Raw genomic sequence first — 19553 nt, 5'->3', positions numbered from 1 at the left:
CCCGCGTTGTCATATCCGGCGTAAAGCCGAAAACAGTGTTGTGACTGTATAGTGTAGTGACCATGTCAAAACGAGATTATTACGAAGTATTGGGTGTATCTAAGGATTCATCTGATCGCGATATCAAGAAAGCTTTCCGCCGTATGGCGATGAAATATCATCCGGATCGTAACCCGGACGATACGGAAGCAGAAGATAAGTTCAAAGAAGTAAACGAAGCTTACGAAGTGTTATCTGACGCTCAGAAAAAAGCTGCGTACGATCAATACGGTCATGCCGGGGTTGATCCGAACATGCGTGGTGGTCACGGTGGAGGCTTCGACGGTAACTTCTCTGATATCTTTGGCGATGTATTTGGCGATATTTTCGGTGGCGGCGGTGGTCGCGGCGGCCGTAGCTCGGTACAACGTGGCGCTGACTTACGCTACAACATGGAGATGACTCTGGAAGAGGCCGTTCGTGGTGTCGAAAAGAGCATCCAAGTACCTACACTAGTAGAGTGTGAAACTTGTGATGGTTCAGGCGCTAAGCCTGGTACATCTGCAAAGATTTGTGGCACTTGTGGCGGTCAAGGCCAAGTGCGTATGCAGCAGGGTTTCTTCTCTGTACAGCAGACTTGCCCAACCTGTCATGGTGAAGGCAAGGTTATCTCTGATCCGTGTAATGATTGTCATGGTCATGGCCGTAAAGAGAAAACTAAGACGCTTAACGTTAAGATCCCAGCAGGTGTTGATACGGGTGATCGTATCCGTCTAGCGGGTGAAGGCGAAGCTGGCACGCACGGTGGTCCAGCAGGCGATCTTTATGTACAAGTTCATGTTAAAGATCACCCGATCTTTGAACGTGACGGTAAACACCTATACTGCGAAGTGCCTATCAGCTTTGTTGATGCAGCATTGGGCGGTGAGCTAGAAGTCCCAACCCTTGATGGTCGTGTTAAGTTGAAAGTACCATCCGAAACGCAGACAGGAAAAATGTTCCGTCTACGAGGTAAGGGTGTAGCACCTGTACGAGGTGGATCTACTGGCGATCTTCTGGTTAAAGTAGTTGTAGAAACGCCGGTTAAGTTGAGCAGCCGTCAGAAAGAGCTATTGCGTGAGTTCCAGGACGAAATGGAGCAGGGTACGCATAAACACAGCCCGAAGAAGCACGGCTTCTTTGATTCTGTGAAAAAGTTTTTTGAAGATATGACCTAATTTTAAGGGGCATTTATTGCCCCTTAAATTTTTATAAGAATGGGGATGGCATGAGCCAGAATCCAGAATGCCCAACTTGGCTTTGGGATGAAATTACGGCAGAAGCCGAACGTGAAGTTATTGATGAACCTGTGTTGGCGGGGTTTTATCACGCTAATATTTTAGGGCATCAAAGCTTGTGTTCGGCTTTAGCTTATCTGTTGAGCCGTAAGCTGCATGATGATGCGGTGCCAGCAGTGACTTTTCGTCTAGTGATCGAAGAAGTATTTCGTGAAGCACCCGAAATCTTGCAGGCAGTATGTGCTGATATAGCTGCGGTACGTACGCGAGACCCTGCAATTGATAAATATGCGACTGTATTGCTGTACCTTAAGGGCTTTCATGCAATTCAGGCATATCGTGTGGCTCACTATATGTGGAATAAAGGCCGTAAGAGCATGGCGCTTTATATCCAGAGCAGAGTTAGTTGTGTGTTGCAGGTTGATATTCATCCTGCGGCTAAAATCGGTCATGGCGTAATGTTTGACCACGCAACAGGTATTGTTGTGGGTGAAACCAGTGTGATCGAGAATGATGTTTCTATCCTACAATCTGTAACCCTAGGTGGTACAGGTAAAGATTGTGGTGATCGTCATCCGAAAATTCGTGAAGGCGTTATGATAGCAGCGGGTGCCAAGATCTTCGGTAACATCGAAGTGGGCTCAGGTGCCAAAGTAGGTGGCGGAAGTGTTGTGTTGGATGATGTGCCAAGGCATACAACGGTTGTAGGTGTTCCTGCCCGTGCTGTTGGTCATCCTCAGTGCGATAAACCCGCATTGGATATGGACCAAAATATCCTTCACGACAAAAACAAATAAGAGCGGAAACTTACATGATTAAAGTAGCAGTTACTGGCGCAGCCGGTCGTATGGGTAAAGCAAATATCGAAGCGCTACAAATGGCTGAAGGCATCGACTTAGGTGCAGCCATTGTTGAGCCTGATAGTTCTTTGATCGGCGCAGATGCCGGTGAAGTTGCAGGTGTTGGTAAGCTAGGCGTTAAGATTGTTGGTTCTTTGCATGAAGCGGTTGCTGATTTTGACGTGCTAATCGACTTTACTGCACCAGAAGTCACGCTTGAGAATGTTCGTTTCTGCACTACTCACGGTAAGCAAGTTGTTATCGGTACGACAGGCCTGACTGATGAGCAGAAAGAAGTACTGGAGAAAGCCGCTGAGAGTGTTGCCATTGTATTTGCACCTAACATGAGTGTTGGTGTGAACTTGTGCTTTAAGCTGCTTGAGATCGCAGCTAAAGCGCTAGGTAACGATGATTACGATATCGAAGTGATCGAAGCTCACCACCGTCACAAAGTGGATTCGCCTTCGGGTACGGCACTACGTATGGGTGAAGTGGTTGCTGATGCCTTGGGTCGTGATCTTAAAGAGTGTGCTGTTTATGGCCGTGAAGGTCAGGTAGGCGCGCGTCCTCGTGGTGAGATCGGTTTTGAAACGATCCGTGCTGGCGATGTAGTAGGCGATCACACTGTGCTATTTGGTACAGAAGGTGAGCGTATCGAGATTACGCATAAGGCGAGTAACCGTCTAACCTTTGCTAAAGGCGCTGTACGTGCTTGTAAGTGGTTAGCAGCTAAAGAGAATGGCCTGTACGATATGCAGGATATTCTGGGTCTGAAATAATTTCAGATTTACTAAAAAAGCCGCTGTTAATCAGCGGCTTTTTTATTCACACTTAACAGTATTACGACCAGCCTCTTTCGCTTGATACAGCATCTCATCTGCTCGGCTAATCATCTGGTCGAAGTTGTCATCATCTTGTTCGATTAAACCGATACTCACCGTAACGGGTAGAACCTGATCACCAAATACAAATTTAGTGTCATGCACTAAGGTGCAGAAATGCTGCATCAGAATTTCTGCCTGATCTAAATTTAAGCCATTTAACAAAATGCAAAACTCTTCACCGCCAATACGTGCATGTAGGAAGCGGTTGAAGGATCGATCCAGTAGGGTTGCGAGTTGGGTTAGCACAGCGTCCCCTGCGTCATGGCCGTAGTTGTCATTGATTCGCTTGAAGAAGTCCAAGTCCATCATGGCTAAGCAGGTTTTATTGTTGGGCTGCGCTAATAATTTTTCAGATTGTTCAAATAAATAGCGTCGGTTGTGTAGACCAGTTAGGAAATCGCGATTAGCAGCATCTTTGATCTGGGCTATAAGCTCCATCTGTTCGATGTTATGCATCACTCGGCAATGTAGCTCTTCATAGTTAAATGGCTTAGTTAGAAAGTCATTTGCGCCACTTTTAATAAACTTTGCAGATAAAGCAGGGCTGTCGGCTGCAGATAAACCGATGATTTTGAGCTCGGATGTTTCGTAATCCCGGCGAATATTTTGTACTAACTCAATGCCATTCATATTGGGCATCTCGTAATCGGTGAGGATAAGCTTAATTTCCGGGTCTTGCTGAAGTTTAGCTAGTCCCTCTTGGCCGTCGCGGGCCTCAATAACTTGGTAAAGGTGTTTTTCGAGTTGTTTGCGCACCATCAGCCGATAGGATGAAGAATCTTCGACTAATAGAACTTTGATCTCTTGGTTTTTAAGCAAGCGGTGAACAAGCTGAACGGCATATTCGTAGGAGAAGCGGCTTTCTTTGATGATGTAATCTACTACGCCCTGTTGAAGTAAAGATTCACGTTTATCGTCGTCATAACTGCCGGTTAGAACAATTGTCGGAATGTTTTGCGCGAGAATAAAATCGACGATTTCGCCATGAGGCGCGTCTGGAAGGTTAAGATCAACTAATGCCGCAAAGATATCTTCGTAAAGATCTACCTTTTCTTGAGCTTGAAGCAGGCTTTCACAGAATATGATTTCCAGTGGTAGATCTGCGGTTTGAAACAGTCTTTGTAGTACTCGGCTTACTAGCTGGCTATCTTCAACGACAAGAACTTTCATATCTAAACTCAAAACAGATGCGATTAATGTCTGGGTTAGCACACCTTTTCATAGTGTCATTTATGCTCGTGTAATTGAAGACTGAAATCGCCCTAAATCCCGAAGCTTGTCTAGTAGTTTAGGCTAATATTAAAAGAGCAAGGGGGGGGAGTGAATGGCGATTTCTAAATCTGCTTTTCTCATTAGGAAGGATTTAACCGAGCTGTTTGAGCTTTTGCTTAAGCAAGGCTTTCGGTTGCACGGTCCTCAAGTTCGTGATGGCGCGATTGTTTACGATGCTCTTGATTCTGTTGAAGATCTTCCGCAAGGGTGGACAGATCAGCAGGTCCCGGGGCGGTATCGACTCAAACACAGTGATTCTCCACGTCAGTTTAATTGGGCAAATGGGCCATCTGCTCTGAAGCCGCTGTTATATCCTGCTCGAGAAGTCATCTGGCAAGCAAAGCGTGGTGGTGATGGTCGATTGCATTTTTTAGTGCCTGAACAAGCTCAAGATAAGGTTGCGGTCATAGGGGTAAAGGCCTGTGATCTTGCCGCGTTGAAACTGCAGGATCAGCATTTTCTAGAAGGTGAATATGTAGACCCCGGTTACCAAGCAAAGCGGCAAGGGCTTTTTTTAATTGCTGTTAATTGCAATGTATCTGCAGAAACCTGTTTCTGTGTATCTACAGGTGATGGTCCAGAGGTTAGGCAAGCTTACGATATCTTGTTAACTGAATTAGACGATGGCTTTCTTATTCAATCGGGCTCGGCTAAAGGCTCGACCATAGTCGATCAGTTGCCGCTACACAAAGTGTCTGAAGCGATGACCGATATGGCCAAGGAACAGATTCAAACGGCTGCTAATCAACAAACCCGATCACTCAACCTTATTGCTAAAGATGATCTGCAAAGCCGAAGAGATCATCCGCAATGGGATGATGTTGCCGAGCGCTGCCTTGCTTGTGGTAACTGCACCATGGTTTGCCCCACCTGTTTCTGCCATCGACAGCATGAAGAACCACAGCTTAATGGTGCTGAGAGCGAGCACGTCAGAGAGTGGGATAGCTGTTTTGGAGAATCTCATGGCCAGCTTGCAGGATTTCAAGTTCGACAAACCGTTAAGCAGCGCTATCAGCAATGGATGATCCATAAGCTAGATACTTGGCAGGCCCAATATGGCCGCTCAGGTTGTACTGGCTGCGGGCGCTGTATGACCTGGTGCCCTGCAGAGATAGATTTTGTAGCAGAAGCAAACCTGATAACAGGAGACAAAGAATGAGTGTTTTCTGTCAGAAACCTTTGGTTGCAACTGTTACTGAGGTGATTTGCGAATCTAAAACGATCTTTACGCTTCGTTTGCAGTTGGCTGACCTCGTAGAGCGAGAGGCCTATAAGTTTAAGCCGGGCCAGTTCAATATGCTTTACCTTTTCGGTGTGGGTGAGGTGCCTATCTCGATCGTTTCTGATCCTAAGGATGAAGGCGTAATTGATCACACTATCAGGATTGTAGGGCGTGTTACCGAAGGTTTAGCGAAATTAGAACAGGGAGATCAAATCGGTCTAAGAGGTCCATTCGGTCATGGTTGGCCTCTGTTGGACGCAAAAAATAAGGATCTTCTAATTGTTACTGGTGGATTGGGTTGTGCGCCGGTCGTAGCAGCAATCAATTATGCGCTGAAACGACGAGATCATTATCGACGGCTGAGTATTGTTCAAGGGGTTAAGCACAGCAATGATCTTATCTGGGGTGAGCGCTATGATCGGTGGCGTCAGATCGAGAATGTTGAAGTGTTTCTTGCAGCGGATGAATCAGGACCGGCGTGGCCATTCCATAAAGGGCGTATCACCGAGCTGCTTGATCAAGTGACAGTTGACCCAAGTAATGCATTGGCGATGATTTGTGGCCCTGAGGGGATGATGCATGCAGCAGCGGAAAAGCTTATTGGTTTAGGGATAGATCCGGCTCAGATATTTCTTAGCTTAGAGCGAAATATGCAGTGTGCCATGGGGCATTGTGGTCATTGTCAGTTTGGCGCTGATTTTATTTGCAAGGATGGCCCTGTATTTCCTTACCCTGCTGTACGTGATCGTTTAGGTATGGAGGGCGTGTGATGAACTCTAAACCGAGTATTGCTGTGCATAAGTTTAGTTCCTGTGATGGTTGCCAGCTCGCTCTTCTTAATATGGGTGAGGCGCTGGTGACTTTAGCTACTCGCGTTGAGATTAAGCACTTTGCGGAAGCTGGTGTTTTGGATGAAAACGCAGAGGTCGATATTGCCTTTATCGAAGGCAGTATTGTGACTCAACATGATACTCAGCGAATCCAACAGATACGTAAGAACAGTCGTTATCTTATTACCATGGGAGCCTGCGCCACTTCTGGTGGGATTCAAGCATTAAAGAACTTAGCGGATGCACCAGAAACTTGGCCGGGGGCTATTTATCCACAGCCTGAATTTATCGACAGTTTGGATAGATCAGAGCCGATCAAAGATCACGTTAAAGTTGATTTTGAACTCTGGGGTTGCCCGATCAATAGTCGCCAAATTTCAACGGCGATCAGCTTAATGCTTGAAGACGTGATGCCTCAGGATGAGCGCGAAAAACTCTGCATCGAGTGTAAGCGCTCAGGTCAGGTCTGTACTTTAGTCACTGCTGGTGAGCCCTGTATGGGGCCGGTGACAAGGTTGGGTTGCGGAGCTTTGTGTCCCAAATTTGGTCGGGCATGCTATGGCTGTTATGGCGATGCCGAGCTGTCTCATCATTCAGCGTTGGCGCGTCGTTTATCAGGTTTAGGCCTTGTTGATGCAGAAGTCAGTCGACGTTTTCACTTGATTCATCCTGATTCAAGTGAAGGTAAAGGAGAGCTGAATGACTGAGCGAAAGATTCAGATTGATGTGCCCTCACTTGCTCGTGTTGAGGGGGAGGGGGCTCTCCATCTCAAGATTGAGCAAGGTAAGTTGCAGCAGCTGCAGTTCAAAATTTATGAGCCGCCGCGCTTTTTTGAGAAGTTTCTAGAGGGGCGGCACTTCTCTGAAGTTCCAGATATTGTGGCGCGCATCTGTGGAATCTGTCCTGTGGCTTATCAAGTCAGTGCAGTGAATGCATTGGAATCTCTGTTTCAGGTTCAGCTAACTCCATGGATCAAGGATATGCGGCGTTTGCTCTATTTAGGCGAGTGGCTGCAAAGTCATGGTCTGCATATCCATTTGCTAGCGTTGCCAGATTATTTTGGCCATAACTCGGCGTTGGAGCTCGCAGGGGAATACCCCGATGAAGTTCGAAGAGGTTTTGCTATTCAAGATGCGGGTAACCGAATTATGCGCTTCTTGGGTGGGCGTTCTGTGCATCCTGTCGGCATTAAAGTGGGTGGTTTTCATAAAGCGCCTTCAATATCCGAAGCCCTCGAACTCAAGCAGAGCCTGCAGGAAATATTGCCTCAAGCCGTTGCGATGGTTGAATGGTTAGCGGAGGTTGAGATTCCTGATCATCGACAGGCTTTTAATTCAGTCTCGCTAACAGCGAATGGCTATCCGCTTGGTGAAGGCCGTCTCGTTAGTAGCTCAGGATTGAATATCACTGAGGACGAATATGAAACCTACTTTACAGAGAGTCAGTCGCCACACTCGACGGCGCTGTGGAGTCATCTCAATGGCCAGGACTATCTGGTAGGTCCTCTGGCAAGGATCAATCTTAATCATCAGCAGCTGCCTGATTTTCTACAAAAGCTACTCCATAAATTGGGTAACCCTTTTCCAAGTCAAAATATGTTCCATAGCATGTTGGCTCGTGGTGTGGAGATCTGTTTTGCTTTAGATGAAGCGATTAAGTTGCTGGAAAAGTATCAGTCTCCTGACACAAGTGCAGTTGAGGTTAGCCCGCAACCAGGTACTGGATACGGTTGGAGTGAAGCGCCTCGAGGTTTGCTCTGGCATAGATACACAGTGGATAAGGCTGGCTTAATCACAGAGGCGAAAATTGTCCCGCCTACGAGTCAAAACCAAGCGCGTATCGAGCAAGATCTGCTTTATTCTCTGAGTGAATTTGGCTTGGATCAACCCGATGACCTGTTGCGTTTACACAGCGAAAAAGTAATCCGAAATTATGATCCTTGTATCTCCTGCGCAACTCACTTTCTAAAGTTAACAACGGAACGTAAGCCTTGAAGTTAGGTGTATTGGGGTTGGGTTCTTCCCATGGAGATGATCAAATCGGTTGGGTGTTGGTGGATGCCCTGCAAGGACTGCTTCCTGAATCTGTGGTCTGCGAGAAATTAACCACCCCTTCCCACTCTTTAGTGACGCTATTACCTCAGTTTGATCAGGTCATTGTGATTGATGCCTGTGAAATGGAGCAAAAAGCAGGTGAGTACAGGTATATTGAGGATGGGTCTGGGTTTTTGCATATGCAAAATGCGCCAGTTAGTAGTCATGCTTTGGGTATATCAGAGAGTTGGCAGTTGTTGCTTAAACTCGAACAATCCTTGCCACAGATCAGTTTGTTTCTGGTTCAACTAGGTCAAACTGAGACTATGGCGCCTATATCTGATTGTATAGCTGAGCAGATACCCAACATGGTTGAACAGTTAAATAAAACGGTAAAGCTTCGGTGTATAAACTAAGTTTCTTTGTTCCTGATGAAAACTTGGAACAAGTAAAAGCGGCTGTTTTCGCGACAGGTGCAGGACGAATTGGTAACTATGATTGTTGCTGTTGGCAAGTGCTTGGCCAAGGCCAATTTCGCCCTTTAGAGGGTAGTGATCCGCATATAGGGCGCTTAGGTAATGTTGAAACAGTCGAGGAGTGGAAGGTTGAGTTGGTGTGCAGCGATGAGTTGATACATCAGGCTCTCGATGCAATGAAATCGGCTCACCCTTATGAAGAACCTGCCTACGATGTTTGGCGATTAGAAGAATTTTAAAGTTGTAACCGAATGACAGGGAGGTAGAAGTGACGCAGTTATTGGTACGTTACTCTCGTATTCTGGAAATTGTTGGTGACATAGTTAAAGTGCATGTGCCGCTAACAGATGGTGCATCGTCTATCTGTTTTGGTGATTTGGCTTTAATCGAAAATGACAAACATGAAGGCGCGGAAGGGAGTTTGGCTCAGGTCATTTTGCTTGATCGTGAGGAGGTCTCACTTCAAGTTTTTACGGGTACTAAAGGTCTCTCCACTCATTCAGTAGTTCGTTTCCTTGGTCGTTCCATGGAAGTGACGTTCTCTCCTAATATTCTGGGGCGCTCTTTCTCAGGAACGGGTCGAGCTATCGACAACGGCCCAATGCTCACAGAAGAGCCCAAAATTGAGATCGATGGCCCTACGGTCAATCCGGCTAGACGTGTTTTAGCCTCGCATATGATTCGCACCGACGTGCCGATGATTGATGTGTTTAATTGTTTGGTTGAGAGTCAAAAAATCCCTGTGTTCTCCGTGGCAGGCGAGCCTTATAACCAGCTGCTAGCGCAGATTGGCACCCATGCGGATGCCGATGTGGTGGTCTTTGGTGGTATAGGTCTAGTGTTCGATGATTACCACTTCTTCCGGCAGGCATTTGAAGAAGCAGGCGTATTAGCGCGAACGGTTATGTTTGTTCATCAGGGATCTGACCCTACCGTAGAAGGTTTGTTGGTTCCGGATATGGCGTTAGCGGTGGCCGAACGCTTTGCCGTTGAAGAAGGCAAGCGCGTACTAGTGCTACTCACGGATATGACTGCTTACGCCGACGCGCTTAAAGAAGTGGGTATCTCGATGGAGCATGTACCCTCAAATCGAGGTTACATTGGGGATCTCTATTCGCAATTAGCGCGTCGTTATGAAAAAGCCTGCGATTACAAAGGTGCAGGTTCTGTAACCATTTTGTCGGTTACAACAATGCCGGGTGACGATGTGACTCATCCTGTACCTGATAACACCGGCTATATCACCGAAGGTCAGTTCTATCTGCACGATGGTGTGATTGATCCGTTTGGTTCCCTGTCGCGCTTAAAACAGCATGTGATCGGCAAAGTCACCCGAGAAGATCATAGTCAGATTATGAACACTATGGTGCGCTTGTATGCGGAATCTCAAGATGCAGCTCAGAAGCAGGCGATGTCGTTTGAGCTCAGTGAGTATGATGAGCGCTTACTCAAATTTGGTGAGCTATTCCGAGATCGGTTTATGGATATACATGTCACTATGCCGTTAGAGCAAGCGTTAGATCAGTGCTGGCAGACATTGGCTGAATGTTTCGAGCCGCAAGAATTGTTGATGAAGCAGGTGTTGGTGGATAAATATTTTCCAGCGCAAAATCTAGCTCAAGTTTAAGGATGATTTGTGGCGAAGCTAGCACTCAATAAGACCACATTAAATCGCGAGGGCGGACGTTTAAAAGCGTTCCGTCAGTTCGTGCCCGCCTTAGATTTAAAGCGAAAACAGCTTCTGGCTGCGAGACAAGAAACCCAGCAGTTACTGCAAACTAACCAGAAAAAGCTACAAGATCTTCACCTTTGTGTATCTGAAAAACTACCAATGCTGGCGGGGGCGGAGATCGAGCTTAGCCAGTTGCTACAGGTCCAAAAGGTTGAAGTGAAGTACAGCAATTTAGTTGGGCTAGAGCTGCCTGAATTAGCCGAGTTTAACGTTGAATTATCTCAATACTCGCGTTTGGTTTTACCCCATTGGGTCGATACAGTTTTGTTGCTGCAGGAACAGGCTTTAAAACTAGAAGTAGAGATCAGGGTCTACCAACAGCGCCTACAGATTTTGGAAGCTGGCTTGCAGAAAACGACTCAGCGCTTAAATCTATTCGATAAGGTTTTGATTCCGCAGACTGAAAAAAATATCCGCAAGATCCGTATCGCTTTATCTGATGCAGAGCGTGCGGGTGTTGTGCGTGCCAAGATTGCGAAGAACAAACGACGGAGGCTGCAGCTATGAGTATTCAGTCTCTCAAGAAGGCGACCTTAGTTGGCTTAACGGAGGAAAAGGTATCTATTCTCGATGCTTTGCAAGCCTTGGGGGTAATGCATGTTATTCCTTTGGTAGCGCCACAAAAATCTCAAGTGAAGCTAGAGCATCAAGTAAGCCCTGAACAGCTCCATGGCGTGTTGCATTATCTGCTGAACTCTAAGCAAAAGCGTAAGCAGGTAGTCAGTGAACGTCATTTTGATCTGCTAGAGGTTACAGGCAAAGTTGATCAAAACCGTAGCTTGCGGCTGAAGCTGGTGGAACGGCATGATTTTTTGCGTAAACGTATCAAAGATCTCAAACCTTGGGGGAGTTTTATCCTGCCTGAGGAAGGTGAGTTATACGGTCGTCGTTTGTGGTTTTATCTTGTACCTAACTACAAGATGAAAGAGGTAGAGAAAACGGAGCTGCCTTGGCAAAGGGTTCATCGAGATAATCGCTATAGCTATATCACTGTTATTTCAGAAACAGAGCCGCCGTTAAACGCTATGCCTGTGACCCGCACTCATACCGGTGCTATTCCACTCGAGCAATTACAGCGTGAGTTGGAAGATGTCGAGGTCGAGCTGGAAACCGTTGAAGCCGAACGCGAGGCGCTCACACGGTGGATCTATCTTCTGCAGCGCTCTATTGCGGGTACCGAGGATGATGCGCAACTAGCTGAGGTATCTGATCAGACTTTAGATCGGGATGAGATCTTTGCCATTCAGGGCTGGGCCGCTGAGGACAGCATAGAGTCGTTACAGCGCTTTGCTGATCAGCAAAGTATGGTGTTACAGCTTGAAGCTCCTAAGCCAGATGAGCTCCCTCCGACACTCTTACAGAATCCAACCTCTGTTGCTGGTGGCGAAGAGGTGGTGAATTTTTTCCAGATGCCTGGTTACCGCAGCTGGGACCCTTCGCGGGTGGTGTTCTTTTCCTTTGTTAGTTTTTTTGCGTTGATCATGTCCGATGCAGGCTACTCGCTGTTGTTAGCTGCGATCTTGCTGTTTTACTGGCGAGATATGGGGCGTTCTGAAACGGGGCTGCGTTTGCGCGCGATGGGAACAGCGTTATCGGTGGCAGGCTTTGTCTGGGGCGTGTTGGTGGGGAGCTACTTCGGTGCCCAAGCCCCCTTTGCGTGGTTGCAGGGTTTTAAATTGATGGACCTTAATGACTTTGACAGCATGATGTTGCTCTCAATATCCGTAGGGGCGGTACATCTTATTTTGGCTAACCTGATGATGGCTTGGGTGAGGCGGAACAGCACCCGAAGGTATGCTGCCTTAGGTTGGGCAGGCTCGGTCACTGTGGCCCTTTGGGGCTGGATCGTCGGCTTTGAGGTTTTTCATTGGCTGTTATTGGCGGCTTGTCTATCACTAGTGCTTCTTTTCTCTAGTGAAAAGTCAGAATGGAGCGTGGGTCGGTTCTTTGATGGCTTGTTAGCACTAGCAGGGGTAACCAAAATTTTTGGTGATGTTCTGAGTTATCTGCGTCTGTTTGCTTTGGGGTTGGCCAGTGCTTCGTTGGCGATGACCTTTAATCAACTTGCGGTAGATGTAGCGGCTGCGCTGCCTGCGATTGGCTTGTTATTCAAAGTACTTATCTTGCTAGTAGGGCATCTTCTCAATTTCGTACTAACCGTGATCAGTGGTGTGATTCACGGTTTGCGTCTGAATTTAATCGAATTTTATAACTGGAGTCTGGCGGATGAGGGCTATGCCTTTCAGCCGTTTGCTAAACGGGAGGTTTCACCTTGGATAACCTGATTATTGCTTTGGGTTGGGCTGGTTTATACGGCCCAATGGCGTTAGGTGCAATCGGCAGCATGATTGGTTGTGCGCAAGCGGGTCAAGCAGCCTGCGGAGCGCTGTTAGAAACCGAAACAGGCCATGGTCGCTATATTGGGGTGGCTGCAATGCCGTCGTCGCAATCTATATACGGCATTGTGGTGATGTTTGCCCTGAATCGAGAAATTACAATCGATAACGCACCGGGTTTAGCTGCCATTGGTCTGTTGTGTGGTTTAGCTCTTCTATTTAGCGCGGCATGGCAGGGGCGTTGTTGTGCTTCTGCAATCAATGTTTCCAAAATCCGTCCTGAGATATTTGGTATGTCGTTAGCCCCGGCTGCGATTGTAGAGGGCTTTGCAGTATTCGCCTTTATCTTTGCGTTGGTGATTAGTGCGGGCGTGCCTTTATAAGGGGGAGATTGCTGATGAGTAATGAACATAAAACTCATGCGTCTTCAGGCGTTGAGGAGCTGATAGAAAAATTGCGTCAGCAGGGTGTTGAAAAAGGCCAGCATGAAGCTGAAGCCTTGGTTGAGGAAGCAGAGCATCGTGCAGATTGGTTGCTATCGCAAGCAAAGCAAGAAGCAGAACAGATCGTCAGTAAGGCGCGTAAAGAAGCAAAAAAGCTTCAACAATCTGGCGAAGATGCGTTAAAGATCGCAGCTCGTGATATGCATCTGGAAGTTCGAGAAACCTTATCTCATTCTTTCACCGATCAAGTAGAGCGTTTGGTTGCGCAGCAGATGGATAATGCCGAGTTTATGCGTAGCTTGATTCTGTCTCTGGTGGCTAAGGCAAGTCACGATCATGGCATTGCTGATGCTCCAGAAATCGAGCTGCTTTTGCCTGACGATTATATAGGCTTGGATGAATTGCGCCGCAATCCGAAAGAGTATCGCGAAGGTAAGTTGAGCCAATTTGTTCAGTCCCTTGCGGCTGAGCAGATGCGCGATGGCGTCAGCTTTGATCTTCACCAAGGCAAAGGAATTCGTGTTCGTTTGCAAGGAGAGGAGGTGGAGGTGGATCTGAGTAGTGAGGCTATCTCCAAGCTGTTGTTAAAGCATCTTCAGCCTCGATTCAGAGCGATCATTGAAGGAGTGATTCGCTAGTGTCGGGTTACTACACCTTAATAACCGCGCTGCCGTGGTTGCCTGATCTAGAACAGTGTAAGCAGCTGCCGCTTTCACGTATAGCACTGGATCAGCGCTTAACCATGCTAAGTGATATTGATAGACAGCAGTTAACTTTGATTGAACGGCTGTATTATCCAAATGAGCAGGCGTTGCGAGGGCTGACGGATAAAGAGGTGGTGCATCAGTGGATGGATCAGCTTGAGCAAGTGAGCAGTGAAGTGCTACGTCAGCGGGTTTTGTTTCATTTGGAATTAAGAACACTCATGGCAGCTTTGCGGAGTCGTTCTGCAGGTATGGAAAATTCTGCGTTGTTTTATGGCGTAGGTCGATGGTTGCCGCGTATTCGCAAGCATTGGTTTGAGCCCGGATTTGGTTTAGAGGAAGTGTGTCCACAGCTACAGTCTTTGCAGCGAGTATTAGCTAAAGAGGATGCATTGTTGGTGGAGCAAACCCTCAATCAGTGGCTTTGGCAGGACTTGGCCTTTTGTGAAAAGCAGCATGGGTTTGGTTTTGAGGCACTAGCCTGTTTTGTATTGCGTTGGAGTATCGCTGAGCGCCATCTAAATTATGATGCTGAAGCCGCTCTAACAGAGTTTAATCGGGTAAATATTCAGTTATTGGAAATGACAGGCCTAGAGCAACAGTTAGCTCAGGGGGAAGCCTAGTGGATCAGAAGATTACAGCTCAGGTAGTTGCAGTACGGGATGATATCGTCACCGTTGAATTGGGTAAAAATGAAGAGGGTGTGTTTCATCCCATCTTGAAAAATGAAGTGGTTTATATCTGTCCTTTGCGTACTGCTACGGATGGACGGCAGGAATATTTGCAGGCGGAAGTGCTTCGAGTGCGTCACGGTGAAGCAGATGTCCAAGTATTTGAAAATACCCGCGGTGTGGCGGTTGGCGACCCCGTTAGACAAAGTGGTGATATGCTTTCGGTTGCCTTGGGGCCTGGGTTGTTGGGGCAGGTTTATGATGGTTTGCAGAACCCTCTAGAGATCATTGCATCGCAGAATGGTTTCTTCCTTCCTCGAGGCCTGGAAGTTGAAGGGATTGATCAACAACAACATTGGGCCTTTCAGCCTAGTGTTAAAGTCGGTGATCGTGTTAAGGCGGGTGATCTGATTGGCAATGTCCAAGAGGGGCGATTTAAACATCGGATTATGGCGCCATTTAACCTCTATGGTGAGGCTGAGATTAGCTGGGTTCAGGAGGGGAGTTTCACGGTAACAACGCCTGTGGCACGTTTGCGCCTTGAGCACGGTGATGAAATTGAAGTTACAATGCAGCAGAAGTGGCCTGTGCGTGTACCAGTAAGTGAGCCTTTACTTAGGTCGGGAAAAAGCAAACGGCACTATCCGCAAGAACCGCTACTTACCTCTATTCGGCTTATCGACACCTTCTTCCCTGTCGCCCGAGGTGGAACGGCTTGTATTCCGGGACCCTTTGGTGCGGGTAAAACAGTTTTACAGAGTCTGATATCCCGATTCTCGGATGTGGATATTGTGGTGATTGTGGCTTGTGGTGAACGTGCAGGGGAGGTGGTGGAAACGATCACCGAGTTCCCAAATATGCCGGATCCAAAAGGTGGGAGCTTAATGGATCGTACCGTGATTATCTGTAATACCTCATCTATGCCAGTGGCGGCCCGCGAGGCATCGATCTACACAGGGATCACCATCTCTGAATACTATCGCCAGATGGGTTATAACGTGCTGCTTATTGCTGACTCCACTTCGCGTTGGGCTCAGGCGATGCGAGAAACCTCGGGGCGTTTAGAGGAAATTCCGGGAGAGGAAGCTTTTCCAGCCTACTTGGATTCTGCTGTAAGGGCGCTTTATGAACGTGCTGGCTTGATTGAAAACAACGCCGGAGATATGGGGAGTCTTACTCTGATTGGTACGGTCTCTCCTGCTGGAGGTAACTTTGAAGAGCCGGTTACCCAATCAACATTGCGAACGGTGAAAACCTTTTTGGGCTTGAGTGCAGAGCGCGCTTATAAACGTGCTTATCCAGCGGTAGATCCATTGATTTCATGGTCGCGTTATCTAGATCAGCTTGCAGATTGGTATGCCGAGCATTTAGGTGCTGATTGGGTTTCTCAGGTGAAGGATATGCAGCAATTGCTCGATCAAGGTGAGGCAGTTCAGCAAATGATGCAGGTGACAGGTGAAGAGGGTGTTACCTTGCAGGATTACATTCTTTATCACAAATCTATCTGTTTAGATCAGGTCTACTTGCAGCAAGATGCCTTTGATGATGTTGATATATCGGTACCTATTGAGCGTCAGCAAGCTTTGTTTTCACTATTAAGAATGGCGCTTACATCAAGTAATGAGTTTAAGGATAAAGTTGAGGTTAGGGATTATTTTGTAACCCTGACAGGTTTGTTCCGAAATCTTAACTATAGCCGCACTGATAGCCCTGATTATCGGCGCTATATTGATGAAATAAACACAAAGCTAAATCTGCGTTAGTTCACATCTGTACTGGTCTAATTTAAAGCTTCTGTTCTTTGTTGAAGGCTATAAATTATGGTAGTTTGATGCAGATCAATTTTTTGACCGGATGAATGGTCTGCTACTTCGCCAAATCTGTTACAGTGGCGGGTCGGTTCTTTTTGTTTGTATTGGGCCAAATATCAGATGTGCGCAGCCAATCGGCTTTATTGCGATGGGAAAGTAGATGCGGTTTCTACCCATCGTTGCAAGAATAGGGGGCTTCCTCTATGACACCCGCTAATGTAGGTGCATTGCCGCGTTACCTCCTTTGGGGATCAGTTGCCATAGCAGTCATGTTATTAGCAGCTGTTGCCACGCATTTTTTATATAAAAACCAACGAGATAGTGAGTATCGCCTAGCTTCTTTAGAGAAGGAGTTTATGGATAAAGGGCGAGAGCACCTAATTACTGAAATCGATAGTGCAAAAGACTATATCCAGTATATGGTGGCCCAAGCAGAGGCTGTTCTTAAAGAAAAATCTCGTGAAGAAGTCCTTAAAGCGCATACGATCGCACAAACTATCTATGACCGCGAATCCCCGCTAAGACCTGAAGCAGAAGTTAAAGCGTTAATCCGTGAAACCTTGAGAGATCTTCGTTTCTTTAATGGCCGTGGTTATATCTTTATCGATGATGATCAAGGTATCTGTATCTTGCTTCCTACTTCGCCGGGTGTTGAAGGGCGGTCTCTGTATGATAATCAGGATGATACTGGGCATTACATTATGCGTGGTTTATTGGATGCCGTAGAGAATCCAGAGAAGGAGGGGTACTCTCGTTATCGCTGGTATCCTCCGCATGATCAGACCCAAATGACGGAGAAGATCGCTTTTGTAAAATCATTCGAACCCTATAGATGGATTATTGGAGCGGGTGATTACCTCTATCAAATAGAGAATGATCTTAAAGAGGAAGCTTTAAAGCGTTTGGAGACCATTCGTTTCGGTGAAAATGGCTATCTCGCGGTGTTTGATACCGAGGGGAATTTGTTATCGACTGCTGGCGTAAGTTCGCTAACTGGGGATAACCCCTCTGATAAAGTGAGTACAAAAGAGCGTAAAGTTTTAGAACTTATCTATGAAACAGCCGAAAACGGTGGCGGTTTTATCGAATATGAATGGTATTACCCCAACGGAGAGGGGCCTCACCCGAAAATATCATTGGTAGAAACTGTGCCTGATTTAGGTTGGGTTTTAGTCGGTGGTTTCTATCCGGATGACATTAAAAAGTTGATGGAAAAACAGAAGGAGCTGGTTGAAAAGACCATGCGCCAGGATCGCGCTCAGATCTATACATTCCTGTTTTTAGCTACGTGCGCGACACTGTCGCTGACGTTTGTTTTCTCTGGTTGGTTGAACCGGCAATTTGGTAAATACCAGAACGAAATTGAAAATAAACAAAATGCACTCCTTTTGGCCTCTCGCGTTTTTGATAATGCCAGTGAGGGGATTATGGTGACGGATGCTGATTGTCGCCTCTTAGCGGTTAATGACGCTTTTGTTGATATAACGGGATATTCAGCTGATGAAGTGATAGGGCGAAATCCGCGTTTATTGCAGTCTGGTCAGCATAGTGCCGACTTCTACAAGGAAATGTGGGGCGAGATTGACGCTAAAGGTGCTTGGGGCGGTGATATTTGGAATCGTCGCAAGAATGGCGAGATATTCCCGCAGTGGCTCTCTATTCGTGCATCTCACAATGAGCAAGGTGAAGTTCAGAACTATATTGCGGCTATTACTGATCTGACTGAGCGTAAAGAAGCAGAGGATAAGCTGCGTTACTTATCTGATTATGATTCTTTGACTAATTTACCAAACAGACGATTGTTAGGTTATCGGGTTGATCAAACGATTTCTTTGAGCTGTCGAGCGACAAAACAGCGTTTTGCGCTTTTGTATATTGATCTAGATAACTTTAAAAATATCAATGATAGCCTTGGGCATCGCTTTGGTGATGAGATACTTCAAATGGTTGCGGAGCGCATTCAGCATGAGGTGCGTGAAGGCGATACAGTGAGTCGCTTGGGCGGAGATGAATTCAGTGTCCTTTTGCCTAATTTGAAGAATTTAGAGCAGGCAGCGAATTTATGTGAACGCATTATTCACAAAATATCAGAGCCTTTGCAAAGCGACAGTCATTTGATGATTACACCAAGTATAGGTATTTCAGTATTCCCAGATGACGGAGATGACTTCGATCAATTGCTGCGTAATGCGGACGCTGCAGTACACTTTGCTAAAAATCAGGGGCGCAATAATTATCAGTTCTACACAGCTGAAATGAATCGACGCGCTTCTGAGCGTCTACAGGTTGAGATCGCTCTACGTAAAGCGATTGAACATCAGGAGTTTGAGCTTTATTACCAGCCGCAAGTAAATCTATCTGATGGCTCTTTAGCTGGTTGTGAAGCGCTTATTCGTTGGCAGCATCCTAATTTAGGTTTGGTTCCACCAAATAACTTTATCCCGCTCGCTGAGGAAACAGGTTTGATTCTGCCTATTGGTGGCTGGGTGCTTCAGCAAGCTTGTCAGCAAGCGGCTGAGTGGGGCAAGCAGTCCGACCAGCCGTTTACGATGTCGGTGAATGTGTCTGTTCGTCAATTTAGACCTGAATTGGTTGAAGAGGTTAGAGCTGCTCTACAAATTTCTGCGATAGCCCCAGCTTCACTGGTATTGGAGATTACTGAAAGCACGTTGATGCATGATCAGGATAAGACCTTGCAGCTTCTGCATGATCTCAAAGAATTAGGTGTTCAGCTGTCACTGGATGATTTTGGTACGGGTTACTCCAGCATGGCTTACTTGAAACGTTTCAATCTGGATCAGCTTAAGATCGATCGCGCCTTTATTGATGATTTGCCGGATAACCCTGATGACGCTGCTATTAGTGCTGCGATTATTGATGTTGCGAGTCACTTTGGCTTGATTACAGTTGCGGAAGGCATTGAAACAGCCGAGCAGGCCGAGTTCTTAGCTCAGGCGGGCTGTATGGAAGGGCAAGGTTACTATTACGAGAAGCCGATACCAGCTGATGCTGTGACTGAACGTTACTTTAGCTAGTTATGAGC

Annotated in this window: 18 protein-coding genes; 17 read left to right on the top strand and 1 reads right to left on the bottom strand. The window is 46.7% G+C overall.

All coding sequences use genetic code 11. The features are described from left to right. Nucleotides 1–62: 62 nt before the first annotated feature. From dnaJ to dapB, 3 genes are read left to right on the top strand one after another with little or no spacing between them, the layout of a single operon-like run. Nucleotides 63–1196 (top strand): molecular chaperone DnaJ, encoded by a 1134-nt coding sequence (gene dnaJ, locus ACMXYS_RS15520; RefSeq protein ID WP_415892679.1) that lies wholly within the window; start codon nt 63–65, stop codon nt 1194–1196. 50 nt (nt 1197–1246) lie between these two features. Beyond that, nucleotides 1247–2053 (top strand): serine O-acetyltransferase, encoded by an 807-nt coding sequence (gene cysE, locus ACMXYS_RS15515; protein WP_415882580.1) that lies wholly within the window; start codon nt 1247–1249, stop codon nt 2051–2053. Between the two features lie 14 nt (nt 2054–2067). Then, complete coding sequence (gene dapB, locus ACMXYS_RS15510; RefSeq protein ID WP_415897068.1) at nt 2068–2874, top strand: 4-hydroxy-tetrahydrodipicolinate reductase; 807 nt, start codon at nt 2068–2070, stop codon at nt 2872–2874. Nucleotides 2875–2916: 42 nt separating this feature from the next. Here dapB and ACMXYS_RS15505 read toward each other — a convergent pair whose 3' ends face one another. After that, entirely contained in the window at nt 2917–4149 is a 1233-nt protein-coding gene (locus ACMXYS_RS15505) for a diguanylate cyclase (protein ID WP_415897067.1), read from the bottom strand. A gap of 154 nt (nt 4150–4303) precedes the next feature. Here ACMXYS_RS15505 and ACMXYS_RS15500 point away from each other — a divergent pair, with 154 nt between their 5' ends. The 14 genes from ACMXYS_RS15500 (at nt 4304) to ACMXYS_RS15435 (ending at nt 19545) form a co-directional block, all read left to right on the top strand. Then, nucleotides 4304–5410, top strand: coding sequence for a 4Fe-4S dicluster domain-containing protein (locus ACMXYS_RS15500; RefSeq protein WP_415897066.1), 1107 nt, complete (start codon nt 4304–4306; stop codon nt 5408–5410). Next, nucleotides 5407–6243: an FAD/NAD(P)-binding protein gene (locus ACMXYS_RS15495; RefSeq protein ID WP_415897065.1), complete on the top strand. Its 837-nt coding sequence runs from the start codon at nt 5407–5409 to the stop codon at nt 6241–6243. Before ACMXYS_RS15500 ends, ACMXYS_RS15495 begins: the two co-directional genes overlap by 4 nt. Further along, nucleotides 6243–7010 carry a sulfhydrogenase subunit delta gene (locus tag ACMXYS_RS15490; protein WP_415897064.1) on the top strand — a complete coding sequence of 256 codons (768 nt, stop codon included), beginning with the start codon at nt 6243–6245 and terminating at the stop codon, nt 7008–7010. The genes ACMXYS_RS15495 and ACMXYS_RS15490 overlap by 1 nt, the downstream gene beginning before the upstream one ends. Then, a complete protein-coding gene (locus tag ACMXYS_RS15485; RefSeq protein ID WP_415897063.1) occupies nt 7003–8298 on the top strand; it encodes a Ni/Fe hydrogenase subunit alpha in 1296 nt (431 codons plus the stop codon). Before ACMXYS_RS15490 ends, ACMXYS_RS15485 begins: the two co-directional genes overlap by 8 nt. Beyond that, the gene (locus ACMXYS_RS15480; protein ID WP_415897062.1) at nt 8295–8753 is read left to right on the top strand and encodes a hydrogenase maturation protease; all 459 of its coding nucleotides are present in this window, start codon (nt 8295–8297) and stop codon (nt 8751–8753) included. The genes ACMXYS_RS15485 and ACMXYS_RS15480 overlap by 4 nt, the downstream gene beginning before the upstream one ends. Next, complete coding sequence (locus ACMXYS_RS15475; protein WP_415882572.1) at nt 8741–9052, top strand: NGG1p interacting factor NIF3; 312 nt, start codon at nt 8741–8743, stop codon at nt 9050–9052. The genes ACMXYS_RS15480 and ACMXYS_RS15475 overlap by 13 nt, the downstream gene beginning before the upstream one ends. A gap of 29 nt (nt 9053–9081) precedes the next feature. Beyond that, nucleotides 9082–10440, top strand: a complete 1359-nt coding sequence (locus ACMXYS_RS15470) for a V-type ATP synthase subunit B (protein ID WP_415897061.1) — start codon at nt 9082–9084, stop codon at nt 10438–10440. A gap of 9 nt (nt 10441–10449) precedes the next feature. Further along, nucleotides 10450–11052: a V-type ATP synthase subunit D gene (locus tag ACMXYS_RS15465; RefSeq protein WP_415897060.1), complete on the top strand. Its 603-nt coding sequence runs from the start codon at nt 10450–10452 to the stop codon at nt 11050–11052. Beyond that, a complete protein-coding gene (locus tag ACMXYS_RS15460; protein ID WP_415897059.1) occupies nt 11049–12830 on the top strand; it encodes a V-type ATP synthase subunit I in 1782 nt (593 codons plus the stop codon). The genes ACMXYS_RS15465 and ACMXYS_RS15460 overlap by 4 nt, the downstream gene beginning before the upstream one ends. Beyond that, a complete protein-coding gene (locus ACMXYS_RS15455; protein WP_415882568.1) occupies nt 12818–13264 on the top strand; it encodes an ATP synthase subunit C in 447 nt (148 codons plus the stop codon). Before ACMXYS_RS15460 ends, ACMXYS_RS15455 begins: the two co-directional genes overlap by 13 nt. A gap of 14 nt (nt 13265–13278) precedes the next feature. Then, the gene (locus ACMXYS_RS15450) at nt 13279–13962 is read left to right on the top strand and encodes an ATPase (protein WP_415897058.1); all 684 of its coding nucleotides are present in this window, start codon (nt 13279–13281) and stop codon (nt 13960–13962) included. Further along, nucleotides 13962–14651, top strand: a complete 690-nt coding sequence (locus ACMXYS_RS15445; protein WP_415882566.1) for a DUF2764 family protein — start codon at nt 13962–13964, stop codon at nt 14649–14651. The genes ACMXYS_RS15450 and ACMXYS_RS15445 overlap by 1 nt, the downstream gene beginning before the upstream one ends. Continuing rightward, complete coding sequence (locus ACMXYS_RS15440) at nt 14651–16462, top strand: V-type ATP synthase subunit A (RefSeq protein ID WP_415897057.1); 1812 nt, start codon at nt 14651–14653, stop codon at nt 16460–16462. The genes ACMXYS_RS15445 and ACMXYS_RS15440 overlap by 1 nt, the downstream gene beginning before the upstream one ends. A gap of 251 nt (nt 16463–16713) precedes the next feature. Next, nucleotides 16714–19545, top strand: coding sequence for a cache domain-containing protein (locus ACMXYS_RS15435; protein WP_415897056.1), 2832 nt, complete (start codon nt 16714–16716; stop codon nt 19543–19545). The last annotated feature ends 8 nt before the right edge of the window (nt 19546–19553 follow it).

Origin of the sequence: Neptuniibacter sp. QD57_21, assembly GCF_047778075.1 — a bacterium.
Lineage (GTDB): Bacteria > Pseudomonadota > Gammaproteobacteria > Pseudomonadales > Balneatricaceae > Neptuniibacter.
Note: the sequence above shows the minus strand (reverse complement) of the source record. Positions and strands in the feature narration are given on the sequence as shown.

Excerpts from the sequence above, each read along its gene's own strand:
- ACMXYS_RS15495 (WP_415897065.1), top strand. The coding sequence starts at position 5,407 with ATGAGTGTTTTCTGTCAGAAACCTTTGGTTGCAACTGTTACTGAGGTG.
- ACMXYS_RS15460 (WP_415897059.1), top strand. The coding sequence starts at position 11,049 with ATGAGTATTCAGTCTCTCAAGAAGGCGACCTTAGTTGGCTTAACGGAG.
- ACMXYS_RS15450 (WP_415897058.1), top strand. The coding sequence starts at position 13,279 with ATGAGTAATGAACATAAAACTCATGCGTCTTCAGGCGTTGAGGAGCTG.
- ACMXYS_RS15490 (WP_415897064.1), top strand. The coding sequence starts at position 6,243 with ATGAACTCTAAACCGAGTATTGCTGTGCATAAGTTTAGTTCCTGTGAT.
- ACMXYS_RS15435 (WP_415897056.1), top strand. The coding sequence starts at position 16,714 with ATGACACCCGCTAATGTAGGTGCATTGCCGCGTTACCTCCTTTGGGGA.
- ACMXYS_RS15505 (WP_415897067.1), bottom strand. The coding sequence starts at position 4,149 with ATGAAAGTTCTTGTCGTTGAAGATAGCCAGCTAGTAAGCCGAGTACTA.
- cysE (WP_415882580.1), top strand. The coding sequence starts at position 1,247 with ATGAGCCAGAATCCAGAATGCCCAACTTGGCTTTGGGATGAAATTACG.
- dnaJ (WP_415892679.1), top strand. The coding sequence starts at position 63 with ATGTCAAAACGAGATTATTACGAAGTATTGGGTGTATCTAAGGATTCA.
- ACMXYS_RS15485 (WP_415897063.1), top strand. The coding sequence starts at position 7,003 with ATGACTGAGCGAAAGATTCAGATTGATGTGCCCTCACTTGCTCGTGTT.
- dapB (WP_415897068.1), top strand. The coding sequence starts at position 2,068 with ATGATTAAAGTAGCAGTTACTGGCGCAGCCGGTCGTATGGGTAAAGCA.
- ACMXYS_RS15500 (WP_415897066.1), top strand. The coding sequence starts at position 4,304 with ATGGCGATTTCTAAATCTGCTTTTCTCATTAGGAAGGATTTAACCGAG.